This window comes from Microbacterium marinilacus, assembly GCF_019753765.1.
Taxonomy (GTDB): domain Bacteria; phylum Actinomycetota; class Actinomycetes; order Actinomycetales; family Microbacteriaceae; genus Microbacterium; species Microbacterium marinilacus.
Genome location: NZ_JAIJZW010000006.1, coordinates 89,404 through 114,453 on the forward strand (window position 1 = coordinate 89,404; position 25,050 = coordinate 114,453).

26 protein-coding genes are annotated in these 25,050 nt (G+C 73.2%); 15 read left to right on the top strand and 11 right to left on the bottom strand.

Annotation, left to right across the window (positions count from 1 at the left end; all coding sequences use genetic code 11):
* Positions 1 to 45 precede the first annotated feature (45 nt).
* Positions 46 to 1,197: an ROK family transcriptional regulator gene (locus K5S26_RS11340; RefSeq protein ID WP_221858098.1), complete on the bottom strand. Its 1,152-nt coding sequence runs from the start codon at positions 1,195 to 1,197 to the stop codon at positions 46 to 48.
* Between the two features lie 173 nt (positions 1,198 to 1,370).
* Between K5S26_RS11340 and K5S26_RS11345 the strand changes: the two genes are divergently transcribed.
* The 7 genes from K5S26_RS11345 to K5S26_RS11375 are packed head-to-tail and all read left to right on the top strand — an operon-like array spanning position 1,371 to position 8,980.
* A complete protein-coding gene (locus tag K5S26_RS11345; protein WP_221858099.1) occupies positions 1,371 to 2,687 on the top strand; it encodes an alpha-L-fucosidase in 1,317 nt (438 codons plus the stop codon).
* Positions 2,684 to 3,952 (top strand): ABC transporter substrate-binding protein, encoded by a 1,269-nt coding sequence (locus K5S26_RS11350; RefSeq protein WP_221858100.1) that lies wholly within the window; start codon positions 2,684 to 2,686, stop codon positions 3,950 to 3,952. Before K5S26_RS11345 ends, K5S26_RS11350 begins: the two co-directional genes overlap by 4 nt.
* Positions 3,953 to 3,956: 4 nt before the next feature.
* Positions 3,957 to 4,886 carry a carbohydrate ABC transporter permease gene (locus K5S26_RS11355; RefSeq protein ID WP_308122923.1) on the top strand — a complete coding sequence of 310 codons (930 nt, stop codon included), beginning with the start codon at positions 3,957 to 3,959 and terminating at the stop codon, positions 4,884 to 4,886.
* Entirely contained in the window at positions 4,876 to 5,751 is an 876-nt protein-coding gene (locus tag K5S26_RS11360) for a carbohydrate ABC transporter permease (RefSeq protein WP_221858101.1), read from the top strand. Before K5S26_RS11355 ends, K5S26_RS11360 begins: the two co-directional genes overlap by 11 nt.
* A gap of 27 nt (positions 5,752 to 5,778) precedes the next feature.
* Positions 5,779 to 7,311, top strand: a complete 1,533-nt coding sequence (locus tag K5S26_RS11365) for a M81 family metallopeptidase (protein ID WP_221858102.1) — start codon at positions 5,779 to 5,781, stop codon at positions 7,309 to 7,311.
* Positions 7,308 to 8,078, top strand: a complete 771-nt coding sequence (locus K5S26_RS11370) for a copper homeostasis protein CutC (protein WP_221858103.1) — start codon at positions 7,308 to 7,310, stop codon at positions 8,076 to 8,078. The genes K5S26_RS11365 and K5S26_RS11370 overlap by 4 nt, the downstream gene beginning before the upstream one ends.
* Positions 8,075 to 8,980 (top strand): ROK family protein, encoded by a 906-nt coding sequence (locus K5S26_RS11375; RefSeq protein ID WP_221858104.1) that lies wholly within the window; start codon positions 8,075 to 8,077, stop codon positions 8,978 to 8,980. Before K5S26_RS11370 ends, K5S26_RS11375 begins: the two co-directional genes overlap by 4 nt.
* Positions 8,981 to 9,007: 27 nt before the next feature.
* On the opposite strand, the gene K5S26_RS11380 is transcribed toward K5S26_RS11375, so the two are convergent.
* On the bottom strand, positions 9,008 to 9,925 hold the full coding sequence (locus K5S26_RS11380) for a J domain-containing protein (protein WP_221858107.1): 918 nt from the start codon (positions 9,923 to 9,925) through the stop codon (positions 9,008 to 9,010).
* Between the two features lie 118 nt (positions 9,926 to 10,043).
* Between K5S26_RS11380 and K5S26_RS11385 the strand changes: the two genes are divergently transcribed.
* Positions 10,044 to 10,295, top strand: coding sequence for a DUF4287 domain-containing protein (locus K5S26_RS11385; protein WP_221858108.1), 252 nt, complete (start codon positions 10,044 to 10,046; stop codon positions 10,293 to 10,295).
* 118 nt (positions 10,296 to 10,413) lie between these two features.
* On the opposite strand, the gene K5S26_RS11390 is transcribed toward K5S26_RS11385, so the two are convergent.
* Together K5S26_RS11390 and K5S26_RS11395 are read right to left on the bottom strand one after the other, a co-directional pair.
* Positions 10,414 to 11,433, bottom strand: a complete 1,020-nt coding sequence (locus K5S26_RS11390; RefSeq protein ID WP_221858109.1) for a LacI family DNA-binding transcriptional regulator — start codon at positions 11,431 to 11,433, stop codon at positions 10,414 to 10,416.
* Positions 11,434 to 11,522: 89 nt separating this feature from the next.
* Positions 11,523 to 12,053, bottom strand: coding sequence for a CGNR zinc finger domain-containing protein (locus K5S26_RS11395; RefSeq protein WP_221858110.1), 531 nt, complete (start codon positions 12,051 to 12,053; stop codon positions 11,523 to 11,525).
* Positions 12,054 to 12,078: 25 nt separating this feature from the next.
* Here K5S26_RS11395 and K5S26_RS11400 point away from each other — a divergent pair, with 25 nt between their 5' ends.
* Positions 12,079 to 12,282, top strand: coding sequence for a hypothetical protein (locus K5S26_RS11400; RefSeq protein WP_221858111.1), 204 nt, complete (start codon positions 12,079 to 12,081; stop codon positions 12,280 to 12,282).
* A gap of 26 nt (positions 12,283 to 12,308) precedes the next feature.
* Here the strand turns inward: K5S26_RS11400 and K5S26_RS11405 are convergent, their stop codons facing one another.
* The 3 genes from K5S26_RS11405 to K5S26_RS11415 all read right to left on the bottom strand — a co-directional run bounded on the left by K5S26_RS11405 (position 12,309) and on the right by K5S26_RS11415 (position 14,943).
* Positions 12,309 to 12,905: a flavin reductase family protein gene (locus K5S26_RS11405; protein WP_221858112.1), complete on the bottom strand. Its 597-nt coding sequence runs from the start codon at positions 12,903 to 12,905 to the stop codon at positions 12,309 to 12,311.
* A 44-nt stretch (positions 12,906 to 12,949) separates the two neighbouring features.
* Complete coding sequence (locus K5S26_RS11410; RefSeq protein ID WP_221858113.1) at positions 12,950 to 13,909, bottom strand: ATP-grasp domain-containing protein; 960 nt, start codon at positions 13,907 to 13,909, stop codon at positions 12,950 to 12,952.
* A 71-nt stretch (positions 13,910 to 13,980) separates the two neighbouring features.
* The gene (locus K5S26_RS11415) at positions 13,981 to 14,943 is read right to left on the bottom strand and encodes an alpha/beta hydrolase family protein (RefSeq protein ID WP_246603907.1); all 963 of its coding nucleotides are present in this window, start codon (positions 14,941 to 14,943) and stop codon (positions 13,981 to 13,983) included.
* A gap of 133 nt (positions 14,944 to 15,076) precedes the next feature.
* Here K5S26_RS11415 and K5S26_RS11420 point away from each other — a divergent pair, with 133 nt between their 5' ends.
* Complete coding sequence (locus K5S26_RS11420; RefSeq protein ID WP_221858114.1) at positions 15,077 to 15,664, top strand: TetR/AcrR family transcriptional regulator; 588 nt, start codon at positions 15,077 to 15,079, stop codon at positions 15,662 to 15,664.
* Positions 15,665 to 15,749: 85 nt separating this feature from the next.
* Here the strand turns inward: K5S26_RS11420 and K5S26_RS11425 are convergent, their stop codons facing one another.
* The 3 genes from K5S26_RS11425 to K5S26_RS11435 are packed head-to-tail and all read right to left on the bottom strand — an operon-like array spanning position 15,750 to position 18,125.
* Positions 15,750 to 16,730, bottom strand: coding sequence for an NAD(P)-dependent oxidoreductase (locus K5S26_RS11425; protein ID WP_221858115.1), 981 nt, complete (start codon positions 16,728 to 16,730; stop codon positions 15,750 to 15,752).
* Positions 16,727 to 17,314, bottom strand: a complete 588-nt coding sequence (locus tag K5S26_RS11430; protein ID WP_221858116.1) for an RraA family protein — start codon at positions 17,312 to 17,314, stop codon at positions 16,727 to 16,729. The genes K5S26_RS11425 and K5S26_RS11430 overlap by 4 nt, the downstream gene beginning before the upstream one ends.
* A gap of 40 nt (positions 17,315 to 17,354) precedes the next feature.
* A complete protein-coding gene (locus K5S26_RS11435; RefSeq protein ID WP_221858117.1) occupies positions 17,355 to 18,125 on the bottom strand; it encodes an IclR family transcriptional regulator in 771 nt (256 codons plus the stop codon).
* 102 nt (positions 18,126 to 18,227) lie between these two features.
* On the opposite strand from K5S26_RS11435, the gene K5S26_RS11440 reads away from it, so the two are divergent.
* From K5S26_RS11440 to K5S26_RS11460, 5 genes are read left to right on the top strand one after another with little or no spacing between them, the layout of a single operon-like run.
* Complete coding sequence (locus tag K5S26_RS11440) at positions 18,228 to 19,214, top strand: Bug family tripartite tricarboxylate transporter substrate binding protein (RefSeq protein WP_308122924.1); 987 nt, start codon at positions 18,228 to 18,230, stop codon at positions 19,212 to 19,214.
* Positions 19,211 to 19,852: a tripartite tricarboxylate transporter TctB family protein gene (locus tag K5S26_RS11445; RefSeq protein ID WP_221858119.1), complete on the top strand. Its 642-nt coding sequence runs from the start codon at positions 19,211 to 19,213 to the stop codon at positions 19,850 to 19,852. Before K5S26_RS11440 ends, K5S26_RS11445 begins: the two co-directional genes overlap by 4 nt.
* A complete protein-coding gene (locus K5S26_RS11450) occupies positions 19,852 to 21,360 on the top strand; it encodes a tripartite tricarboxylate transporter permease (protein WP_221858120.1) in 1,509 nt (502 codons plus the stop codon). Before K5S26_RS11445 ends, K5S26_RS11450 begins: the two co-directional genes overlap by 1 nt.
* Entirely contained in the window at positions 21,357 to 22,577 is a 1,221-nt protein-coding gene (locus tag K5S26_RS11455; protein WP_308122925.1) for a CaiB/BaiF CoA transferase family protein, read from the top strand. The genes K5S26_RS11450 and K5S26_RS11455 overlap by 4 nt, the downstream gene beginning before the upstream one ends.
* Positions 22,574 to 23,407, top strand: coding sequence for a citryl-CoA lyase (locus K5S26_RS11460; protein WP_221858121.1), 834 nt, complete (start codon positions 22,574 to 22,576; stop codon positions 23,405 to 23,407). The genes K5S26_RS11455 and K5S26_RS11460 overlap by 4 nt, the downstream gene beginning before the upstream one ends.
* Before the next feature lie 10 nt (positions 23,408 to 23,417).
* Here K5S26_RS11460 and K5S26_RS11465 read toward each other — a convergent pair whose 3' ends face one another.
* A complete protein-coding gene (locus K5S26_RS11465) occupies positions 23,418 to 24,803 on the bottom strand; it encodes an O-acetylhomoserine aminocarboxypropyltransferase/cysteine synthase family protein (RefSeq protein ID WP_308122926.1) in 1,386 nt (461 codons plus the stop codon).
* Between the last annotated feature and the right edge of the window lie 247 nt (positions 24,804 to 25,050).

Consider the following 25,050-nt stretch of genomic DNA (forward strand, 5'->3'; position numbering starts at 1 on the left):
CGCCGCATCCCTCCGGCCGGCCGGCCGGCCGCCGCGGCGGAGCGTTCAGGCGACGGTGTCGCGCAGCAGCGCCTCCTCGACGAGCCGGGCGACTCCGACGATGTTCGCGTCGGCGCCGAGGACCGACGGCTCGATGACGAGGTCGCGCGTCATCAGAGGGTGCGCGCCCTCGTAGATCTGGCTGCGGATCGCCGACACGTACGGCTCGAGCGTCGACAGCGCGCCGCCGAGGTAGACGGCGCCGGGATTGAAGAAGTTGACCACGGCGCAGAGCACCTCGCCGAGATGCCGCCCCGCGGTGCGGGTGAGCGTGGTCGCGATGGGGTCGGCGTCCCGCACCAGTCGCAGGACATCGGCCGTCCCGGACGCGTCGTACCCCTTCTCGCGGAGCAGCCGGACCAGGCCCGCCCCCGACGCCACGGTCTCGAGACAGCCGAGGTTGCCGCACGAGCATGGGGTCTCCGCCGCCGCGGCCACCCGGGTGTGCGTGATGTCGCCCGCGGCGCCTCCCGCGCCCCGGTAGACCTGGCCGTCGACCACGACGCCCGATCCGATCGCCGTCCCCGCCTTGACGGTGACGGAGTGGCGTGCGCGCGGCGAGCGGGCGAAGTGCTCGCCGAGGCCCATCGCGTTCGCGTCGTTCTCGACGACCGCGGGCACGTCGAGCGTCTGCTCGAGCAGCGCCCCGAGATCGCGGTCGGTCCAGCCCGGCATGCGCGAGGGGCTCTCCACGGTGCGGTTGCGCACGTCGACGGGGCCGGGCAGCGCGATCCCCGCGCCCGCGAGCGAGCCGTCCAGCCCGAGCGAGTCGAACAGCGTCCGCAGCGCGCGGCCGACGTCCGCGAGGACGGCCTCGGCCCCGGATCGCAGGTCCACCGGAAGCTCGCCGGTGCCGACGACGCCTCCGCCGCGGCGGACGATGCCCAGGCGCGCGTGGCCGCCCCCGAGGTCGATCGCGCCGATGTATCCGGTGCCGCCGATGAGCCGCAGCTCGCGGGGCCGGCGGCCGCCGCTGGAGGCGCCCGCCGGCCCCTCCGACACCAGCTCGCGCGTGATGAGCGCCTGCACGTGCTGCGAGATCGTGGATGGCGACAGCCCCAGGGACTCCGCCAGCTCTCGCCGCGAGCGGGCGCGCCCCGAGCCGATGAGCATGAGGATCCGGTTCTCGGCGGCCGTGGCGGAGGGGTGGCGGGACATGCGGTCTCCCGGGGTCGGATCGGACGGGGCTCTCGTACTTCTTACGGCATAACAGTAACTTCTTCGTTACGCTTCCTGCGTTTTCCGGAATAACTTCTGTCGATAGCGTGCAAAGCACTACGGCGGAGCGCGATCGCGACCGCAGTCCGGAAGATCCAGCGAAGGAGCATGGGATGGCGCATCCCCACGAGTGGTTCACCCGCGACCGCTTCGGCCTGTTCGTCCACTTCGGCCTCTACAGCACTCTCGGCCGGCACGAGTGGGTCATGACGCGCGAACGCACCGCTCCGGACGACTACGAGCGCTTCGCGCCGTTCTTCGACCCCGATCGCTTCGATGCGCCGGCGCTCGCCAGGGCCGCGAAGGCCGCCGGCATGAGGTACGGCGTGCTCACCGCGAAGCACCACGAGGGCTTCGCCATGTACGACACCGGGCTCTCGGACTACAGCATCACCGCGACGACCGGCCGTGACATCGTCCGCGAGTTCGTCGACGCCTTCCGCGCGGAGGGACTGCGCGTCGGGCTCTACTTCTCGCTGATCGACTGGCACCACCCCGACTTCACGATCGACTACCACCACCCGCTCCGCGACCGCCCCGACGCCCGCGCCCTGAACGAGGGCCGAGACATGGTCCGCTACCGCGAGTACCTGCACGGCCAGGTCCGCGAGATCCTCACGCGGTACGGCACGATCGACTACCTGTTCTACGACTTCACCTATGTCGAGCCGCGCGACGGCTGGGACGGCAAGGGGCCGGGCGACTGGGGCTCGGAGGCGCTGCTCGCCCTCACCCGCGAGCTGCAGCCCGACATCGTCGTCAACGACCGGCTGTGGGTGCCCGGCGACGTGGTGACGCCCGAGCAGTACCAGCCCGACGCGCCCATGGAGCGCGACGGCTCGCCGGTGATGTGGGAGGCCTGCCAGACGCTCAACGGCTCGTGGGGCTACGACCGGGACAACCTGGACGTCAAGAGCCCCGATCTGCTGATCCGGATGCTCGTCGACACGGTCTCGAAGAACGGCAACCTGCTGCTCAACATCGGCCCGGACGGGCGCGGCGGCATCCCCCCGCGCGACACCGCGGCGCTCGCGGCGCTCGGCGAGTGGATGACGCTCCACGAGCAGTCGGTCATCGGGGCCGGGGCGACCGAGCTGGTCGCCCCCTCCGGCACGGTCCTCACCCGCCGCGACGACCGGCTGTACGTCCATCTCCTCGCCTGGCCCTTCGGACACCTGCACCTGCGCGACCTGGCCGGCAAGGTGCGCTTCGCCCGTCTGCTGAACGACGGATCCGAGATCCGCACCAGTGAGATCTCGCCCGACCAGCAGGCGTGGAACACCGAGCCCGGCGGCCAGCCCGCCGGCACCCTGACGCTCCACCTGCCGACGGTCCGTCCGGACGTCGCGGTCCCCGTGATCGAGCTGTACCTCGCTTCGGACTCCTCGGCATCACCCGCCCCCACCCCTCGAGACAGGACACCATCATGAAGACACCCAAGCCGCTCGTGGCCGCGATCGCCGCCGGCGCCGCGCTCACCCTCACCGCCTGCGGAGCGCCGTCGGGAGGCGGCGGAACGTCGTCCGGAGGGGACGGGAAGCCCCGCATCGTCTGGGACATGTGGGCAGCGGGAGAGTCGGACGTCGATGCGCTCGAGGCGCAGCTCGCCATCGCCCAGGAGGAGAACCCGGACGTCGACATCCAGCTGCAGCACGCCCCCTGGAACGACTACTTCACGAAGCTCACCACGAACCTCGCATCGGGCAACGTCGCCTGTGTGACGTCCATGAACGGCCAACGGCTCTCGGGATACTACGAGGCGTTCATGCCGCTGACCGCCGAGGACCTGGCGACCGCCGGCATCGACGAGGCCGACTTCACCGAGGGCTCGCTCGACATCATGAGCTACGACGGGCAGCTCTACGGTCTGCCCTACGACGTCGCGGCCATGATGGTCTATTACAACAAGGACATGTTCGCCGAGACGGGCACCGCCGAGCCCGAGGCGGGCTGGTCCTTCGACGACTTCGACGCCGCCGTGGCCGGCGCCACGACCGACGCGCACCCCGGCTTCGGCATGGGCATGGGCGAGTTCCAGTGGATGTCGCTGCCCATCGCCCGCTCGGGCACGCAGCCCGTCGACGAGTCGGGTGCGCTCGCGCTCACCGACCCCGACTTCGTCGAGGCGTCGGAATGGTACGCGGCCATCGCCGAGGACGGATACGGATCGCTGCCGCCGTCGGCTTCGGACACCGGCTGGGGAGAGCAGGAGTACCAGGCCGGCAACGTCGCGATGGCGGTCGACGGCACCTGGAACGCCGTGAGCTACCTGAACAACGAGGCGGGCTTCGAGGCCGGCATGGTCGATCTGCCCCAGCAGGGCGGCGAGCGCCTGGGCCTGATCCTCGGGTCCGGTTACGGCATCTCCGCCGACTGCGAGGACAAGGAGGCCGCGCTGAAGGTGCTCGGCTCGCTGGTCGGCGAGGCGGCGCAGGACCAGATCGCGTCCTCGGGGCGCAGCTATCCCGCGCGCATCGACTCGCAGCCGCTCTACTTCGAGTCGCTGGAGGAGGGCGTCCGCGACGAGGTGCAGGCCGCGTTCGACGCGACGTTCACCGGGCTCGAGGGACAGCGCTCCACGCCCGACTGGGCCCAGGTGAACGAGGCGATCCAGCCTCAGCTCGTCTCCGTGTACACGGGGCAGACGACGATCGCCGACGTCCTCGAGCAGGCGCAGCAGCAGTTCGGCGAGTGACCACGTGACCACCACCTCCGTCATCACGGTGCCCGCGCGCCGACGGGGACGCGGGCGGCTGCGGAAGGTCGAGTCCCGCCAGGCGCTGGGGTTCATCACCCCGGCCCTGGCGGGCCTCACCGCCTTCACGGTGGTGCCCGTCGTGCTCTCGGTCGTGATGAGCCTGTTCGACTGGCCGGCCTGGGGTGATCGGGAGTTCGTCGGCCTCGGCAACTACGCCGAGCTGTTCACCTCCCATCCCGACTTCTGGCCGTCGCTTCGCAACTCGGCCGTGTTCACGCTGCTGTTCGTCCCGCTGAACCTCGTCGTCTCGCTCGGGCTCGCCCTGCTGCTCGGGCCGCGCCTGCGGGGCCGTGCGGCCTTCAGAGTGCTGTTCTTCATCCCCGTCGTGACGCCGATGGTCGCCAACGTGCTGGTGTGGAAGATGCTGCTCCAGCCCAACGGCCTGTTCAACGGCGTCACCACGTCGGTGTTCGGGGTCGAGCTGCCGAGCTTCCTGAGCCACCCGCAGTGGGCGATGGTGATGGTCGTCGTGATGTCGGTCTGGCAGGGCATGGGCTACAACATGCTCATCTTCTGCGCGGCTCTCGAGCAGCTGCCCGAGTCGGTCATTGAGGCGGCGAAGCTCGACGGTGCGAAGGGGATCACCATGTTCCTCCGGATCACGCTGCCCCTGCTGTCGCCCGCGATCTTCTTCACCACGGTGATGACGATGATCTCGTCCATGCAGGTCTTCGCGCAGCCCCAGCTGCTCACCGGCGGCGGGCCCGGCAACGCCACCATGCCGATCGTGATGTTCATCTACGACCAGGCGTTCACCTTCCAGGACATGGGCCTGGCCGCCGCCGCGGCATGGATCCTGTTCGCGGTCATCATCGGGCTCACCGCCCTGCAGTTCACGGCCCAGAAGAGGTGGGTGCACTATGAGGTCTGACGCACAGCCCGCCGTCGTCGGCGGCGGGGCCCCGGCTCGGCGCTTCGAGCCGCGGCTGATCCTGCAGCACGTCGCGGTCGTGATCGCCGCCGTGCTGTTCGCGACCCCGTTGGTGTACGCGCTGTTCTCCGCGTTGAAGCCCAACGATCAGATCTTCGCCGTGCCGCCGACCCTGATCGGCAGCGAGGTCCGGTGGGAGAACTTCCTCGAGGTGTTCCGCTACGGGCCCTTCTTCACCTACATCGCGAACTCTTTCCTGGTGTCGGTCGCCGGCACGGCGGTCGTCCTGGTCGTCTCGACGACGGCCGGATACGCGTTCGGACGCCTGCAGTGGCGCGGTCGCGAGGTCGTGTTCGGGCTGTTCCTCGTCACGCTGATGGTGCCGCAGGAGGTGCTCGTCGTGCCGATGTTCCAGCTGATGCAGTGGCTCGGCTGGGTCAACACCCCGCAGGCGCTGATCCTCCCGTTCGCGTTCACCGCCTTCGGGACGTTCCTGATGCGGCAGTTCTTCCGCGGCATCCCCTTCGAGCTCGAGGAGGCGGCCCGCGTCGACGGCGCCGGCCCGTTGCGCACGTTCCTGCAGATCATCCTCCCGCTCGCCCGTTCCGCGGTCGCCGTGCTGACCGTGTTCACGTTCATCGGGTTCTGGAACAGCTACCTGTGGCCGCTGATCGTGGTCAACGACTACTCGTACCTCGGCACGCTGCCGATCGGCCTCGCGACGTTCTCGGGCCAGTTCGGCACGCGCTGGGATCTGCAGATGGCGGCGTCGATCATCGCGATGATCCCGACGGCGCTGATCGTGATCCTGTTGCAGAAGCACCTCGTGAAGGGCATCGCGACCGCAGGCATCGCCGGCCGCTGACCCCTCACGACCACCGGAAGGCCTCACATGTCACACCCCCGCATCGCCATCGTCGGGCTCGCGATCGAGTCGAGCGCGTACGCCGCGCATCGTGCCGACTACCGCGACTTCCCCGTGTTCACGGGGGAGGAGCTGGTCGCCCGGTACCCGCACCTCGCCCCCGGGTCGCCGCTGCGCGAGGCCGCCGAGTGGATCGGCGTGTTCTCCGCGCGCTCCATCCCGGGCGGCGCCGTGCGGCGCGAGGTGTACGACGACTTCACGGAACGCATCGTCGCCGGCCTGCGCGAGGCCGGGCCGGTCGACGGCGTCTACCTCGACATCCACGGGGCGATGAGCGTGGTCGGGATGGACGACGCGGAGGGCGCCCTCGTCACGGCGGTGCGCGGGGTCGTCGGTCCGGACGCGCTGATCACCGCTCCGATGGACCTGCACGGCAACGTCTCGGAGACGCTGGCGCTCGCGCTGGACCTGCCCACGTGCTACCGGCTTGCGCCGCACGAGGACGCGTGGGAGACACGGGAGCGTGCCGCCCGGCTGCTCGTGGAATGGATCCGCCGTCACGCCGAGACCGGTGAGCGTCCGCTGCGCGCCTGGGTGCGCGTGCCGATCCTGCTGCCGGGCGAGAAGACGTCCACGCGGGTGGAGCCGGCGCGCAGCCTGTACGCCGAGATCCCGGGGGTCGAGTCGCTCGACGGGGTGTCGGACGCGGGGATCTGGATCGGCTACGCGTGGGCTGACGAGCCGCGCTGTCACGCCACGGTGATGGTGACCGGGTCGGATGCCGGCGTGATCGTGCGCGAGGCCGAGCGGCTGGCGCGACGACTGTGGGACGTGCGCGACGACTTCGGCTTCGTCGGCCCGCCCGGCACCCTCGGCGAGGGGGTGGCGGCGGCGCTCGCGCACCGCGCCGCCGGGGGAGCGCGGCCGTACCTGATCAGCGACTCGGGCGACAACCCGGGTGCCGGCGGCACGGGCGACGTGACGTGGACGCTGACGCGGCTGCTGGGGATGCCGGAGCTGACGGGCCCCGACGCGCCCGTGACGTACGTCGCCTCGGTGTTCGACGCCGTCGCGGTGGACCGCCTGTTCGCGCATCGGCCGGGTGATCGCGTCGAGGTCGAGGCTGGCGCGCGCGTCGACAGCCGCGTGTCCGGGCCGGTGCGTATCACGGGCGAGCTGCTGAGCCTGCACGGGGGCGAGCCGGGAACGGCCGACCCGCAGGCGGGTCGCATCGCCGTGGTCCGCGTGGGCGGGATCCGCGCCGTCGTGACCGAGTTCCGGAAGGCGTACCACTCCACGACCGACTTCGCCCGCATCGGCCTGGACCCCGCGGAGGCGGACATCATCGTGACGAAGATCGGCTACCTCGAGCCGACCCTGTACGACGTCGCACAGGGATGGACCCTGGCGCTCACCCCGGGGCCCGTGGACCAGGACCTCGAGCGGCTCGGGCACGCGCGCATCGAGCGCCCGATGCACCCCTACGACGACTTCCCGGCGGAGCCGGCGCTGAGGGCCCGGCTGCTGCGCGAGCGCGGCTACGCGGAGGCCGCCTCGTGACGGCGTTCGAGCTGGCGGTGCAGGATCGCGCGGGCATCGCCGTGGCCACGCGCGTGCGCCCCGACCGGATGGAGCTGTGCGCCGCCCTGTCCACCGGTGGGCTGACGCCGTCGGCCGGCCTCGTCCGGGCCGCGGCGGCGGGCGACGTGCCGGCGCACGTGCTGGTGCGTCCCCGCGAGGGCGGCTTCGGCTACGACCCCGACGACGTCGGCGTCATCCTCGCGGACGTCCGTGCGGCGCTGGCGGCCGGCGCGGCCGGCGTCGTGGTGGGCGGCACCGTGCCCGACGGAGAGGGAGGCCTGCGAGTCGACGACGGCCTCATGCGGCGGGTCGTGGACGCCGCGGCGGACGTGTCCGGCGGCGCGGCGGAGGTCACCTTCCACCGTGCGTTCGACGTGGTGGCCGACCGCCGGGCGGCGCTCGAGGAGCTCGTCGCGCTCGGCGTCACGCGCGTCCTCACCTCGGGCGGCGCGTCCCGCGCCGCCGACGCGCTCCCCGAGCTGCGCTCGCTCGTGGCGCACGCCGCCGGCCGCATCGAGATCCAGGCGGGCGGGGGCGTCGACGCGACCAACGCCGCAGCGGTCGTCGCGACCGGGGTCGATGCGGTGCACGCCTCCGCGAAGTCGGTGGTCGTCGAGCAGGTGCCCGTCGCCCTCGGGTCGGGCGTCGCCGCGGGCAGGGTCGAGCGGGAGTCGACCGACGAGGCCGTCGCGGCGGCGGTCCGGGACCTCGTGCGGGCAGCGGGGCCGGGCGGGGTCGTCGCGTGACGGCACTGCTCGGGATCGACTACGGCGGCACGCACACGAAGCTGCTGCTCGCGGGCGCGGACGGCGACCCTGCGGCCACCCGACGGCGCACCGTGCCGTCGGCATCGGCTGCCGGCCTCGACGGGCTCGCGCGCGAGGTCGAGGCGTTCCTCGGCGGCAGCAGCGTGGCCGCGTTCGGGGTCACCGTGCCGGGCACGCTCGACGTCGAGTCGGGAGTGGTGGGGCACAGCGCGAACCTGCCGTGGCTCGACGGCCTGGCGCCGGCGACCCTGCTCGGCGAGCGCATCGGCGCTCCGGGCGTGGCCGTCCAGGACGGCGTCGCCGCCGCGATCGCGGAGGCGCGGTCCGGTGCCGGACGCGGCCACGACGACATCTTCGTGGTCGCGCTCGGCACGGGCATCGCCGGGGCGCACGTGGTGCGCGGCGAGGTGCGCCGCGGGGCGCACGGCGGCGCCGGCGAGGTCGGGCACACGGACGTCGGCGGCGACCTGCCGTGCAGCTGCGGCCAGCGCGGCTGCCTCGAGACGCTGATCGGAGGCGCGCAGCTCGGCCGCCGCTGGCGCGAGCGTCTCGGGAGCGAGGGAGGCGACGCGGCGTCGGCCGTCGACGTCGTCCGGGCCGCGCGGGGCGGCGACGCCGCGGCGATCGCCGTGCTGGACGACGCGACCTCCGCGCTCGCCCGAGCGCTGCTGACGATCTCGGCGCTGATCGATCCGGCGCTGTTCGTGATCGGCGGCGGTCTCGCGCGCTCGCCCGAGTGGACGGTCGACCCCGCGGTGGCGAAGGCGCGCTCAGGGGCGACCTTCCACCGCCTGCCCGACGTGGTGCCGGCCGGCCTCGGCGTGTGGGCGGGCGCTCAGGGCGCCGCGCTGTCGGCCGCCGACCTCGTGCTCACCGGCTGACGCCGGTCGGGACGCCGACTCCGCCGCTCAGACGAAGCGGACCGACTGCTGCAGCCGCGTGCGCACGTCGAACAGCTCGTTGCCGCCGATCGGGCGGGCGCCGGGGACGCCGGCGCGCAGCAGCGGGCCGAGACTGCTGCGGCTCGCGACCGCCACGGGGACCCCGCGCACGCGTCCGAGAGGCGTGACCGCCTGCGGGAGGTCGTCGTCCGGCAGCACGAGGATCGCCCCGCCGAAGCGCACCCGCGCACTCCTCGCGACCGCCCTCATGCGCGACAGCAGCTCGGCGACGGGCGCGCGGGCGCCGACGGCCTCGCCGATGACCTCGCCGCGGCGGAAGCGCACCTCCCCGCCGAAGTCGGACGACTCGACGCCGTGCAGACCCGACGGGCCGAGGACGACGTGGTCGAGCTTGCTGTCGGCGTCGTCTCCCGCCGCGACGTCGTGCCACACCGTGAAGCCCATCCCGAGGTCGGCGACGGTGCGCGCCGTCGCCTCCTCGGCCAGGGCGTCGGCCAGCAGCCGGCGGATCTCGGCGGGAGCGGAGCGCACCAGCTCCGGCGCATACGGATCGGCGAGCTCGACGCCCCGCCCCGCCCACTCCCGGATCAGGGTCAGGTAGCGCTCTCGCCGCCAGCCGCCCGGGTGGCCGTACGACCGGGCGCGCGGGCGCGTGTCCCGGCGCGCGCTCGGCTGGTCGGCCGATCCGCTCCAGGACGTCTCGGCGGACGGACCGTGACCGCGGTCGTACGCCGCGCGGTCGGCGGGGGTGCCGACGAGCTCCCAGGCGCGCTGCACACGGACGAACTCGGCCGCGTCGCCGCCCGTGTCGGGGTGCGTCTGCCGCAGGCGCAGCCGGTAGGCGCGGCGCAGCGCCTCGTCGTCCACGTCGGGTTCGACCCCGAGCACCTCGTAGGCCGAGGCAGAGAGCGGCCCGCCTGACATCCGTCTCCCTCCGTCCCGCGCGTCTCTCAGAGTAGGACACGCGGTGAGGTGCGAGCTGCGAGGGCCGGGTCGGCGGCGGGGCTCGACGGGGTCTCGTCGCGTGCCCTAGCTTGGCGTCATGACAGAGCATCGCGTGACCGCGCCCGTGATCGCGCCGGGCGAGAAGGTCGCCGGGCCGGCGTCGTACTTCCCCCGCATCGAGGAGGTCTACGGTCGCCCGATCCAGGAGTGGCTCGACCTGATCGTCGACCGGCTGGAGGGCGGGCGCGCGCACATGGAGGTGGTGGCCTGGCTGAAGGGCGACCACGGGCTGGGCCACGGTCATGCCAACGCGCTCGTCGCCTACGCCAAGGCCGCCCTCGCGAAGTAGCCGCGATGTCCTCGTGGGATGAGCTGCCGGCGGGGGCGCGGGCCGCGCTCGAGGCGCTCCGCGACGTCGCCCCCACGATGCTCCGCTGAGTCTGAGGGCCGGGAGGCGCCCGGCGAGGTCAGGACGCGGTGCTCGCGCGCACCACGAGCCCGCAGGCGAACGCGGGCCGCCAGCCCGGGCCGGCGGTGCCGTCGAGCAGCGCCTCGACCGCCGCGGATGCCATCTCCTCGACGGGCTGCCGGATCGTCGTGAGCGGCGGGTTCGCGTAGACGGCGGCGATGGAGTCGTCGAAGCCGACGACCGCGACGTCCTCCGGCACGCGTCGACCCGCCGCGGTGACGGCCTGAACGGCCCCGGCGCCCATCATGTCCGACGCCACGAACAGCGCGTCCAGGTCGGGATGGCGTGCCAGCAGCTCGGCCGCGGCACGGCGCCCGCCCTGGAGGCCGAAGTCGCCGTCTGCCGTCACGACGTCCAGGCCGAGGGCGGCAGCCGCCTCGAGATGGCCGGTACGGCGGGCGAGCGCGCACTCGTTGCCGGCCGGCCCGTGGACGGCTCCGATCCGGTGGCGGCCGAGCGCGTGCAGGTGCTCGACGGCGGCGCGCGCGCCCTCGCGGTTCCGTGCGAGGACGCCGGGCACGCGGGGGTCGGTCGGGGTGAGCGAGACCACCGGACCGCGGGCCTGCCGCGCGAAGCGCTCGGCCAGCGACACGGGGACGTTCACGATGACGGCGCCGGCGGTGACCGCGGGGGCCAGCTCGCGCAGCTGCGCCGCGGCGTCCGTCTCGTCGATCCGCCGGATGCGCAGCGGCAGCCCCTCTCGGTCCAGCGCCGGCATCAGCCCCGCGATGATCCTGCCGTAGTACGGATCGGCGGCGAGCCACGTGGTCTCGCAGTCGTCGGGCAGCACCACCACCAGGTCGATCGTGCGGCGGCGCCCGGAGGCGAGCTCGCGCGCGGCGAGATCGGGGCGATAGCCGAGCTCGGCGACGGCGCGAGCCACGCGCTCGCGCACCTCGGCGGAGGCGCCGGGCTGTCCGTTCAGCGCCCTCGACGTCGCGGCGCGCGAGACGCCCGCCAGGCGTGCGACGTCCTCGATCGTCGGCCTGCCCGAGCGGTCGTGCGTGGCTCTGCTCATCCCTGTGCGCTCCCCGGCCATCCGTCCGGCGCGGGTGTCCCTCTCAGGACATTAGGCATGGGAGCGCTCTCATGCGCAACCCCTGGGCATCACGATCCGCGGGCGGAGCGGGCGCGGTGGCGCCGCACCGCCGCGCGGTTGGCGCAGCGCACGGAGCAGTAGCGCTGTCGACCGTTGCGGGTCACGTCCACCACCACGTTGCGACACGGGGCACCCGCCGCGCACCGCCCCAGTCGTGACATGCCGCGCGTCGACAGGTGCAGCGCGGTGCCGACGCTGAAGACCGCCGAGAGCACGTACGCGAGCGTCTGGTCCGGATCGCGGTAGTGCAGGTGCCACCCCTCGCCGTCGTGGTCGGTCAGGCGCGGGTATGCGGCCACGGCGGCCATCCGGTCGTTCAGCAGCCCCGCCCGCCGCTCGTGGTCCTCGGCGTCGACCACCTCGAGCCAGTCGTCGATCACGCGCCGGGTCTGCGCGTGGTCGTCGGGGTTCTCGAGGAAGTCCATCGTCATCCCGAACTCGCGCGCGCGTCGCTCGATGCCCGCCCGGTCGTCCGGCCAGTCGTTCGCCAGCGAGGCCGCCAGCAGCACCGCGTACTCGCCGTAAGGGTTGAGATGCATAAGACCATTACAGCATCGTGGAGGAGTGACCACGCTCCTCGGAACCCCGGATCCCCGTCCCGCGCCCATCGCTCCCCATGAGCACGCGTGGCTCACCGAGTCGAGGCACGCGACGTCCGAAGGGGTCGTCGTGTACGTGCGGTGCGCAGGCTGCGACGTCCGCCGCGTCGACCTCCACGCGCTCGGCGCGCCCGCGCCGGCGGCGATGAGCGTCGACGTCACCGGCTGAGCGCACCGCCGGTGCGCGGCCGGGCCTCAGTGGATGCGGGATCCCTCGCCGAGGCGGTGCCACGTGCGGTTGTGGTAGACCAGCGGCGCGTCGTCGCCGCCCTCCGGGTGCCCGACGCCGCGGGTGGTGGCGCCCTGCAGGGCGTGGGCCACGATGACGGTGGAGGCGCCGGCCTCGAGCCGCCCCACGATCGTGCACCGCGCCCAGGCGCGCACGCCGGGGAAGAGCGGCTCGCCCGTCGGCAGCCGGGTCCACAGCGACGTGTCGGCGAACCGGTCGACCCCGCTCGTCGAGGCCAGGCGCGCCAGCGGCAGGTCGGCGGCGTCGAGCAGGTGCACCACGATCGTGTCGGCGGCCAGGATGGCCGGCGTCGCCGAGGACAGCGCCGAGACCGAGAAGACCAGCATCGGCGGCTCGGCGCTGACAGAGGCGACCGACGTCGCCGTCAGCGCGACCGGCCCGTCGGGTCCCTCGGCGGTGATGACCGCGACGCCGCCGGGGTGCCCCCGGAACAGCAGCTTGAAACCCTCCGCGTCCAACGCGGGCGGCGCGGCGGCGCGCTCGCCCGGCGACGCGAGCCGATCGGCCCGGTCTTCGCTTCGCGGGGAGGTGGTGTCGGTCATGTCCTCGACGTTACCCGCGCCGGAGGCCGCCGGCGCGGGCGCCATCAGGCCGGGACGGGCTGCTCCGCGCGCAGCAGCGAGCCGAGGAAGCGCGCGATCTCGCCCGGGCCCGAGCGCGGCGCCACGGCCTCGACGTCCGGGTTGTAGTTCGTGTTCGTGTTGACGTCGTACGTCACGAGCCGACCGTCGAACGTCTCGGCGAACTCGATCCCGGCGATGCGGATGCCGGCCCTCTCGAGGAACGCGCGGTGCTGAGCGACCAGCGGGTGCTCCGGCGTGATCTCGTCGCGCAGCTGGAACAGCGGGGGCGCCGGCGTCCCGTCCTCCCCGTCGACCGCGCAGGCCTCGGCGGGGCACAGCTCGAAGCTGCCGGCGCTCGTGTCGACGCGCACCGCGTAGACGAGCTCGCCGCCCACGTACTCGGCGCGCGTGATGAAGGGCTCGCGGGTCCAGAGGTACTCCTGGATCAGCGTGATCCCGTCCGGCGACGGCTCGAAGTCGGGGCCGTCCACCCAGGCGTCGAAGTCGTCGTGGGCGTCCCAGCGGCGCACGCCGAGACCCTTGCCGCCCTGGTTGTGCTTGCTGATGAAGGGGGCGGAGAACTCGCGCGCCCGCTCCTTGAGCGCGGCGGTTCCGAAGACCGCCGTCGTGCGTGGCACGTCCACGTCGGCGGCGCGCAGCGTGGCGTGCTGCGCCACCTTGCTCACCTCGAACTCGAGCACGTCGCTGCCGTTCACGACGGTGCGGCCCCACGACTCGAGCCAGCGCAGCACCGCGCGACCGTACTCCTTCGACGCGGCGTGATCGCGCGTGTGCGCGGAGGCCGACAGACGTGACCAGAAGACGCCCTGGGGCGGCTCGGACGAGAGGTCGATGGCCCCGTCCGTCAGCAGCCACTCCTGCGCGGGGACGCCCTGATCCGCGAAGGCGGCCGCGAACGGCGGGAACCACTCGGCGTTCTCGTGGATGACGTAGACGCGGGGTTCGGTGGCCTGCTCGCTCATGTCGTCAGGCTAACCGCGCCGGGGAGGGAGCGGGCCGTCGATGACGCCAGGTGACGACCCGCGCCGCGCCCCTACTCGGAGGCGTTCTGTGCGGTCGCGGTCGCCTCGCTGCCGGACGCCTTCGAGTCGACGCGCCCGACCGCGGACGAGGGGGTGGCCGTCAGCTCGGCCCATGCGCGGCCGTCGACGCCGAGGGCGTCCTGCAGGAAGGCGGTCGTGGCCCGGCGGACCAGGTCGACCCGCTCGGGGCTCTCGTCGGTGGTGGCCGTCGACCCGTAGTCCTGGATGCCCCCGAGCGAGTGCTCGCCGCCGAACAGCGTGACGAGGTGCCTCGCGCCGGGCGCGTAGCGGTACACGTCGGTGAACCAGTCCGGCCCGCGGGTCGACAGCGCCGACTGGTCGTGGTCGCCGGCGACGACGATCGACGGGGTCGTGAGGCCGTCGAAGTCGGGGCTCATGAAGGCGAAATGCTCCTGAGCGAACGGCGCCAGGTCGCCTCGGGACACCCCCGGGGTGGCGAGCAGCACGCCCGCCTTGACGCGTCGGTCGGTGCGGTCCTCGCCGGGCAGCCCGTCCGGGCCGATCACGCGGGCGCCGAGGAGCATCGACACCGACTGCCCGCCCCACGAGTGACCCGCGACCGCGAGCCGAGCGACGTCGACGCGCTGCGGGAGCCCCGGCACCTCCGCCAGCACCGTGTCGAGGTGGTCGATGACGCGGACGAGATCGCTCACGCGCGTGCGCCAGATGTCGGGATAGCGCGGGTCGGCCGGGCTCAGGCCGAGAGTGGCCGAGTCGAGGAACGTGGGCTGCACGACGACGAATCCGTTCGCGGTCCAGTGGTCGACGAGCGGGTCGCCCGAGGTCATGGAGCCGCCGAAGCCGTGGGCGAAGACGATGACGGGCAGCCGGGTCCCGTCCACGGGGGCGGTGACGCGGACCTGCAGGGGGGTGCCGCGGTCGGCTGCGGGAAGGGTCACCGGGCGGACGCCGATGATCTGAGCGGCGGTGCGGGAGGTGGGGAGCGTGGACAAGGAGATGGCCCTTCGTGGGGAATGGGGATTCGAAACGGATCAGTGTTCCGTGACTATACGGAACGTTGATCCGCTTTGCAAATGAAACGGATCAACGTTCCGATATGCCCGCCGGGCGTGGGATGATCGACGGATGACCGTGCCCGTGAACGACGCTCCGCGCCCGCGGCGGGACGTCGCCCGGAACAACCAGGCGCTGCTCGACGCCGCGGCCACGGTCTTCGCGCGCTCCGGCGTCGGCGCGTCGGTCCGAGAGGTCGCCGGCGAGGCGGGGGTCGGCGTCGCGACGCTGTACCGGCACTTCCCCTCGCGCTCCGATCTGGTGGCGGCCGTGTACCGGCATCAGGTCGAGGAGTGCGCGGAGGCCGGGCCCGGCCTGCTGGCCTCGTCTGCGACGCCGTACGACGCCCTGGTCGCGTGGGTCCGCCTGTTCGTGGACTTCCTCGGCACCAAGCACGGGCTCGCGCGGGTCTGGGAGGGCGACTCGGCCGGCTTCACCGCGCTGCACCGCATGTTCGTCGAGCGCCTCGTTCCCGTCCTGTCGGACCTGCTCGACGCGGGACGCGAGGCCGGGCAGATCGTCGCCCCCACCAGCGCCTACCAGCTGCTGCGCGCCATCGGCGACCTCGTCGCGTGGACCTCTCCGGATCCCGACTACGACGTCCGGGCGTCCGTCGCGCTCCTCGTCAGCGGTCTGCGGCAGCGCCCGCCGGCGCTGTGAGTCGTCTCGGCCGTGAGCCGGCCGGGCCGGCGGGCGCGGTGTGGACCGCCGGCCCGGTCGCCCCGGCTGATCGCTCGGCCGCAGCTCAGATCGTCCCCGCGGTCTGAGCCGCGGCGGGGGAGAGCGCGTCCCGGAGCGCGTCGGCGGCCTCCAGCGCGACCCGCCGCATCGCCTCGGCGGTCTGACCGCCCACGTGCGGCGTCACGACGACCTGCGGGTGCCGCCGCAGTGGATGGTCGCCGGGCAGGGGCTCCACCGTCGTCACGTCCAGTCCCGCCCCGGCGAGGTGCCCGGACGCGATGGCCGACAGCAGCGCGTCCTCGTCGACCACGCCGCCGCGCGACGTGTTGACGACGACGGCGCCGGGCGGAAGGCGCCCCAGGAAGCCCGCGCCCACCACGCCGCGGGTCTCCGCCGTCAGCGGGATGTGCACGCTGACGGCGTCGGACTCCTGCGATATGCGCGCGAGCGACGCGCTCTCGACCCCGGCCGCCGCGAACGCCTCGGCCGGCGCGAAGGGGTCGTGCGCCAGGACGCGCATGCCGAAGCCGTCGCGAGCGATCCGGGCGACCTCGCGCGCGATGCGCCCGAAGCCGAGGAGACCGAGGGTGGCGCCTCCCAGCTCGCGGCCCGTCAGCAACGCACGGTCGGCCGCGGCGCCCTCGCGCGCCGCCACGCCGATCCCGCGCCTGACGGCGAGCAGCAGCGCGACAGCGTGCTCGGCGACGGCCCGGGAGTTCGCGCCGGGGGTGGTCGTCACCCGGATGCCGAGCTGCGCCGCCGTCTGCTGATCGACCGTGTCCGCGCCGGCCCCGTGCCGGGCGACGATGCGCAGGCGCGGCGCGCGGCGCATCATGTCGCCGTCCACGCGCTCGGTGCGCAGCAGGATCCCGGACACGGTGTCGCAGATCGCGTCGAAGCCGACGGGCCGGTCGCCCCAGCCGCGCGCCACCTCGGCCCAGGACTCGAGGCGCGCGAGCGCGTCGTCGTGCACCGGACGCGGCACCCACACGACGGGGCGTTCCGTCTCGGTGCTCCCGGTGGTGCCGGTCGTCCCGGCGGTCACGGCCGCGCCACCAGGGCGCGGTTCGCCTCCCGCCGCTCTTCCTCCCCGCGCAGCAGCTCCTCGGTCGCCGCGACGGTCTCCTCGACGCGCGCCCGAGGGACGACGGCCACGCCGTCGTCGTCGCCGACGATCCAGTCGCCGGGGGCGACGGGGACGTTGCCGATCGCCACGGTCTCCTGCAGCCGGAACGGGCCGGTCTTCCAGGGCCCCGCCGGCGACACGGCGCGGGCGAACACCGGCACGCCGACCTCGCGCAGCCCGATCGCGTCGCGGGCGGCGCCGTCGAGCACGATGCCCCCGACCTCGAGCGCCTTCGCCTTCTCGGCCACGAGCTCGCCGATCAGCGCGCGCGACACGTCGCCGTCGCCCGCGACGACGAGGATCTCGCCGCGCCGGATCGTCTCGAACGCGGCGTGGATGCCGCGGTTGTCGCCCGGCCGCGTCCACACCGTGAAGGCGGGCCCCGAGATCGTCGCGCCCTCCCACAGCGGTCGGATGCCGGGCGCGACGCCGAAGCGGTCCATCGCGTCGGAGACGGTGGCGGCCGGGTAGGCGCCGGGGCGGGGGAGAGGCGGGACGGTCATGGTTCCTCCTGGGTTCGGGCCGCGCGTCGGCGCGCGGCGATCAGCCGCTCGTCGCCGCGGGCGGCAGGCCGGTGCGCCGGATGTCGGCGGCCGCGGCCTGCAGAGCGCGGACGAAGGCGGGCACGCGCTCGTCGGTGAAGCGCGCGGTCGGGCCGCCCAGGGCGAGGGCGACGGGCTGGGGGTCGGACAGGAGCGGCACGGCGACGCCGCTGATGCCGGGCTCGCGCTCGCCGTGGGTCGCCGCCCAGCCGCGTTCCCGCGCCTCGGCGACACGCATCCGCAGCGCGGCGGTGTCGAAGCCGGGCAGGTCCGGGTCGGCACGCAGCGTCGCGAGCAGGTCGTCGAGCGGCTCGGCGGCGCCGGCGAGCAGCACCATGGAGGACGCCCCGCGGGAGAGCGGCAGGCGGTCGCCCACCTGCACGACGTGTCGCAGGGCGGAGGGGCCCGGCGCCTGCGCCACGGCGACGCGCCGCGTGCCGCTGCGCACGTACACGCTGACGGTCTCGCCGGTCTCGAGCGCGAGGTCGGCCATGCGCTCGCGGGTCGCCTCGGGCACCGCCCACGCCTGCTCGGCGAACATGCCCCACAGCGCGAGCCGCGGGCCGATGGTCAGCGCGCCGTCCTGATGCTGCAGCACGCGTTCGGCGACCAGCGTGTCGGCCAGGCGCAGCACCGTCGTCCGCGGCAGCCCGGAGACGCGCACGAGATCGGCGATCGTGAGGTGGGTCGCGCCGCGCGCCGCGAAGGCGTCGATGACGGCGAGCGCGCGGCTGACCGCTCGGACCGTGCCGCTGTCGTTGGCGTCGCTCATCCTTCGTCCTTCGGCGGTTGCGGGCTGAACTCCGTCAGGATACTGTCAGGCGGACAGAAATGTCCATGTAGTGGATACCCCCAATGTCACGAGGGAGTGACTGTGAAGGCAAGACGCAGGATTCTCGCCGGGCTCGGCATCGCGGCGACCGCCGCGCTCGCCGGCTTCGCGGCGGTCGATGCGAGCGGATCGACGACGGGTGCCTCCCCGCGGTCCTCGCTGACGGTGATGGCTCCGGCCGCTCCCGGCGGCGGGTGGGACATGGCGTCCCGCGAGGCGCAGCAGGCGATGCGGGCCGCCTCGATCGTCAACAACGTCCAGGTCGTCAACGTGCCCGGCGCGGGCGGGACGATCGGGCTGTCGCAGTTCGCCCGGCTTCCCGCCGACCCGACGCAGCTCATGATGACCGGCACTGTCATGGAGGGCGCGATCACGGTCAACGGCTCGGACGTCGACCTGCTCGACACCACGCCGATCGCGCGGCTCGCCGAGGACTACGAGGTGTTCATCGTCCCGGCCGACTCGCCGTTCGAGACCCTCGACGACCTGCTGGAGGCGTGGCGGGAGGACCCGCACGGCATCGCCGTCGGCGGCGGCGGCCTCGGGGGCACCGACCACCTGCTGGCCGGCCTCGTGGCGCGCGAGATCGGCGTCGAGCCGACGCAGATGAACTACATCTCCTACGCCGGCGGCGGCGAGGTGCTCACGGCGCTGCTCTCGCACACGGTCGACGTCGGCGTCAGCAGCTACAACGACTTCCGCGACCAGATCGAGGCGGGCAATCTCCGCGCCCTCGCGCTGTCGGCCGACGAGCCGGTCGACGGCATCGACATCCCGACGTTCATCGACGCCGGCGCCGACGTCTCCCTGCCGAACTGGCGCGGCCTCGTCGCCCCGGCCGGCATCAGCGACGAGCAGCGCGACGAGCTGGTCGAGATCCTCGACGAGCTGATGGGCTCGGAGCAGTGGCAGGAGGTCCTCGAGCGCAACAACTGGGTGCCGGTGCCGCTGCTCGGCGAGGAGTTCGAGGAGTTCATCGCGGAGGACCAGGCGCGCATCGACGAGATCATCGAGGAGCTGGGACTGTGACCGGGATCGTCAGGCTCGTGCCGCACGCACGAGGACGCAGGCTCTCCGACGGCTTCTGGCGTCGGCGCACGGGGCTCATCGCCCCGGCCATCATGCTGCTGATCAGCGGCGCGCTCGTCTACGGCATCGTGACGATGGAGATCCCGGAGAACATCTCGTTCCCCGGGCCCACGGTCTTCCCGTCCTTCGTCGCGGCGGCCTGCGCGATCATCGCGGTGCTGCTGGCGATCGACGTGATCCGCAAGCCCGAGGCGGCCGACGTCGCGTCCCCCGCGGACACGTCGCTGGAGGCCACGCCGTCCGCGCTCGACGAGGACGACCTCGCGTTCATTGCCGACGTCCAGAAGGACGAGGCGGAGGCGGAGCCCTCCGACGAGGCGGCCGTCCGCACCCGCAGCAACGTGCGCTCGCTGCTCAGCGCCGTCGGCGTGGTGGTCGTCTTCATCGCCGCGCTGACGCCGGTCGGCTGGCTGCTCTCGGGGGCGTTCCTGTTCTGGGGCGTCTCCTGGGCGCTCGGCAGCCGTCGCCCGGTCTTCGACATCTTCCTCGCGGTCGCGGTCTCGTCGATCGTGCAGCTCGCGTTCTCCGCGGGGCTGGGCCTCAGCCTGCCTCCCGGAATCCTGGCAGGAGTGATCTGATGGACGTCCTCTCGAACCTCGGCGACGGATTCCTCGCCGTCCTCACCCCGATCAACATGCTCTGGGTGTTCGTCGGAGCGCTGCTCGGCACCGCCGTCGGAGTGCTCCCCGGCCTCGGCAGCGCGATGGCCGTCGCCCTCCTGCTGCCCGTGACCTTCTCGCTCGACCCGATCGGCGCCTTCATCATGTTCGCCGGCGTGCTGTTCGGCGGCCTGTTCGGCGACTCGATCGCGGGCATCCTGATGAACACGCCGGGCAACAGCACGGCGATCGCGGGCTCGATCGAGGGCCACCGGATGGCCCGCAACGGCCGGGCGGCGCAGGCGCTCGCGACCTCCGCGATCGGCGCGTTCATCGGCGGCATCATCGCGTCGACGCTCGTGGTGTTCTTCGCGCCGCGGCTCGCCGAGCTCGCGACGCTGTTCGGCCCGGCCGAGTACCTCGCGCTGGCGGTGTTCGCCTTCGTCGCCATCTCGGCCGTGGTGAGCGACTCGGTGCTGCGCGGCCTGGCCTCGCTGGCCGTCGGCCTGGCGATCGCGGTGGTCGGCATCGACGGCATCTCCGGGGCGATCCGCTTCACCGGCGGCGTGCCCGAGCTGTTCGACGGCATCGACATCGTCGTCATCACGGTCGGTCTGCTCGCACTGGGCGAGGTCTTCGCGGTCGCGGCCCGACGAGGCACGCGCGAGGACACCGGCGTCATCCCCTCGGGCGGCCGGCTCTGGCTGTCGTGGTCCGAGCTGAAGCAGGCCGGGCCCGCCTGGCTGCGCGGCACCGCGATCGGCGTGCCGTTCGGCATCATCCCGGTGGGCGGCTCCGAGGTGCCCACGTTCCTGGCGTACGGCACCGAGCGCCGCCTCGACCGTCGCCGGCGCAAGCCGATGTTCGGCAGGGGAGCGATCCAGGGCGTGGCCGGACCCGAGGCCGCGGGCAACGCCACCGCCGGCACCGCGATGGGCGCGCTGCTCGCCCTCGGCCTGCCGACGTCCGCCACGGCGGCGATCATGCTCGCCGCGTTCCGCCAGTACGGCCTCCAGCCCGGCCCGCTGCTGTTCGAGCGCGCCCCCGACCTCGTGTGGGCGCTGCTGGCCAGCTTCTTCATCGGCATGGTGGTGCTGCTGATCCTCAACCTGCCGTTCGCGCCGCTGTGGGCGAAGCTGCTCAAGGTGCCGCGGCACTATCTCTACGCGGGGATCACCGTGTTCGCGATGCTCGGCGTCTACGCGACGAGCAGCAAGATCATCGACCTCGTGCTGGTGCTGGTGATCGGCCTGCTGGCGTTCATGATGCGCCGCTACGGGCTGCCGCTCGCCCCGATGCTGATCGCGATCATCCTGGGCCCCCTGGCCGAGACCGAGCTTCGCCGGGCGCTCGCCGTGAGCGAGGGCGACCCGTCCGTCCTCGTCTCCAGCCCGATCACCATCGCGCTGTACGGGATCCTCGTCGTCACCCTGGCGATCGTCGGGGTGCAGCGCTTCCGGGCGCACCGCCGGGCGGTCGCCGCGTGACCGGGGCGCCGTCGCCCGGCGGACCCCTTGCCGGGATCCGCGTGCTCGACATGACCAACGTGCTGGCGGGGCCGTACGCGGGCTACCAGCTCGCGCTGCTCGGCGCCGAGGTCGTGAAGATCGAGACGCCGGGCGGCGGCGACCTTGCCCGCAAGCTCGGCAGCTCGAGCGAGCTCAACGCGCGCGAGCTCGGCATCTCCTTCCTGGCGCAGAACGCCCAGAAGAGGTCGGTCACGGTCAACCTGAAGAGCGAGGAGGGCCGGGAGGTCTTCCGGCGGCTCGTCGCCGGGGCCGACGTGCTGTGCGAGAACTTCCGCCCCGGGGTCCTCGCGCGCCTCGGCTTCCCCTGGGAGGCCCTGCGCGAGATCAACCCGCGGCTGGTGTACTGCGCGATCTCGGGCTTCGGCCAGACGGGGCCCCTGCGCGCCAAGCCCGCGTACGACCAGATCATCCAGGGCAGCTCGGGGATGATGAGCGTGACGGGCGACGAGGAGACGGCTCCCCTGCGGGCCGGATACCCCATCGCCGACACCCTCGGCGGTCTCGCGGCGGCCTTCGCGATCTCCTCCGCGCTCGTCGGACGTGAGCGCAGCGGGCGCGGCTGCGAGATCGATGTGTCGATGCTGGAGACCGCGGTCACGGCCATGGGATGGGTGGTCTCGAACCACCTCATCGGCGGGCGCGAGCCGCGCCCGCTCGGCAACGACAACGGCACCGCGTCGCCGTCGGGAACGTTCGCCACGGGCGACGGCGCGCTCAACATCGCCGCGAACAAGCAGGAGCAGTTCGAGACGCTCTGCGGCATCGTCGGCCTGCCCGAGCTGATCCACGACCCCCGCTTCGCCGAACGCGAGGCCCGCAAGACGCACCGGGCCGAGCTGACGGCGCTCCTCGAGCGGGCGCTCGCGGCGCGCGGGGCCGACGACTGGGCCGAGGAGCTCAGCGAGGCCGGCGTGCCCGCCGCGGCCGTTCTCACGGTGCCGCAGGTGCTGGAGAGCCCGCAGATCCGTGCGCGGGGGCTCGTGCACGAGCTGCCCTTCCCCGGCGGGGGCAGCGAGCCCCTGCGGGTGATCGGCAACGGCATCCGCGTCGACGGCGAGCCCAGCGTGCCCCGCGCGGCGCCCCCGCTGCTCGGAGAGCACACCGACGAGATCCTGACGGAGATCGGCTACGCGGACGACGAGATCGCCGCGCTGAGGAGGAACGGAGCGGTATGACCGACACGACAGACGTCGACGTCGCGCAGACGACGCAGTGGTGGGCGACCGCGGTGACGCGGATCGCGCCCGGCGAGATCGAGTACCGCGGGTACCCGGTGCAGGACATGATCGCGTGCGCCGACTTCGTCAGCACCATCTGGCTCATGACCCGCGGCGAGCTGCCCGACGAGACCACGAGACGCCTGCTCGACGCGGTTCTCGTCGCGAGCGCCGACCACGGCCCCCAGGCCCCGTCCATCGCGAGCGCGCGCATGGCGATCACCTGCGGGGTGGGGATCAACTCGGCCGTCGCGAACGGCGTCAACGTGCTCGGCGACGTCCACGGCGGCGCCGGTCAGCAGTGCGTCGCGCTGCTGACCGACCTCGTCTCCCGCGCTCGCGAGGGAGAGGGCGCGATCGACGACCTCGCCGCGGACGCCGTGGCCGCGTTCCGCGAGCGCGGCGCGTTCGTCCCCGGCTTCGGCCACCGCTTCCACCCCGTCGACCCGCGTCGCGACCCGCTCCTGAGGCTCGTCGAGGAGGCGGTGGCGGCCGGACGACTCGAGGGCGACGCTCTGCGGGCAGGGCTCGCGCTCGAGGCGGCGCTGGCGGCGCGGGGCCGTGCCGTGCCGATGAACATCGACGGCATCTCGGCCATCGTCTACGCCGAGCTCGGCGTGCCTCCCGAGCTCGCGCGCGGGCTGTTCGTGCTCTCGCGCTCGGTCGGCATTCTCGCCCACGCGTGGGAGGAGTCGCAGGGCGGGCGGCGCATCAAGGGCCCGCTGCCCCCGCCGCTGCTCGCCGACTACCGCGGCGAGGCCACGCGGCGGCTGGGCGACGGGCGCTGACGGCGGCCCGTCACAGCCCGGCGTCGGCGACGGCGTCCAAGGCGTGGCGCAGGTCGGCGATCAGGTCGTCGACGGTCTCGAGGCCGATCGACAGCCGGATGAGGCCGTCGTCGATCCCGAGCCGGTCGCGGTGCTCCTGCGAGAAGCTGACGTGCGTCGTGGCAGACACCGGCAGCGCCATCGATCGCGTGTCGCCGATGTTCGTCATCCGGCTGAAGATGCGCAGCGCGTCGTAGAAGACCTCCGCCGCGGCCCGTCCGCCGGCGAGGCTGAACGCGAAGATCGACCCCGGGCGGCCGCGGTACACGCGCTGCGCCAGCTCATGCAGCGGGTTGTCGGCCAGCCCGGCGTAGTCGACGCGGCCGACCTCCGGCTGCTCGCGCAGCCAGTGGGCGATCGCGTGCGCGCTGTCGACATGCCGCGCCATCCGCAGGGACAGGGTCTCGATGCCCTGCTGCAGCAGGAAGGAGTTCAGCGGCGACAGCGCGGGGCCGATGTCGTTGACGATGCCGAGGCGCAGGTAGGCCTCCAGCGCTGACGCGCCGTGGGTCTCGAGCATCGAGGGCTTGCCCGGCGCGACGGGGTCGGTGATGCCGGGGTACGAGCGCGACGAGCCCGCCCAGTCGAACCGCCCGCCGTCGACGATCACGCCCGACAGGCCCGCGCCGTGGCCCGCGAGGAACTTCGTGGACGAGTGGATGACGATGTCGGCGCCGTCCTCGATCGGCCGGGTCAGGTACGGCGACGCGATCGTGTTGTCGACCACCAGCGGGATGCCGTGCCGACGGGCGACGCGCGCCACCGCGGCGATGTCGACGATGTCGTTCTTCGGGTTCGGGATGGTCTCGGTGAAGATCGCCTTGGTCTCCGGGCGGATCAGCGCGTCCCATTCGGCCTCGTCGGTCCAGTCCCACACGTAGCCGACCGTCACGCCGAGGCGGGCGAAGGTGCGGTTGAACAGGATCTGCGTGCCGCTGTAGATGCTGGCGGTCGAGACGATGTGCTCGCCCGCCCCGGCGAGCCCCAGCAGGGACGTCGTGATCGCCGCCTGCCCGGAGCCGACCACGATCGCGCCCGTGCCGCCCTCGAGCGAGGCGATGCGCCGCTCGGCGACCAGGTGCGTCGGGTTGAGGTTGCGCGAGTAGAGCTGGCCGGGCTCCTCGCCCGTGAAGCGATCCCAGCTCTGCTGATACGAGTCGAACCGGTACCCCGCCGTGAGGTAGATCGGCGCCACGCGTGCGCGGTAGCCGTGCTCGTCGGTGTCGCCGACGTGCACCTGGCGGGTCTCGAAGCCCAGGCCGTCCCACTCGTACAGCGGCGGGCTGACGGCGTGCGAGGGCGCGGCGGCGGGCGACGTGGAGGGGAGGTCCGGATCGGACTGCGGGGACGAGCTCACCAGGTCACGTTATTCCCTTCGCGCGGCGAACGCCTCTCCCCAGAGGCGAGCATTCGCGTCGGGACGTCCGTCGAGGCGACGATCGCCCGACGCGATGATTGCCGGGAGCGGGCCCACGCGTTACGGTGGGTGCGTGCAGACCTGTCGTTGTTGTCGCTGAAGCGCGCCGCTCGCGTTCCGAGCGCCCTTCAACCGACCACCGACAGCTCTCCGCGGCGACGTCCCTTCCGCCGCGGTCCCATCCTGA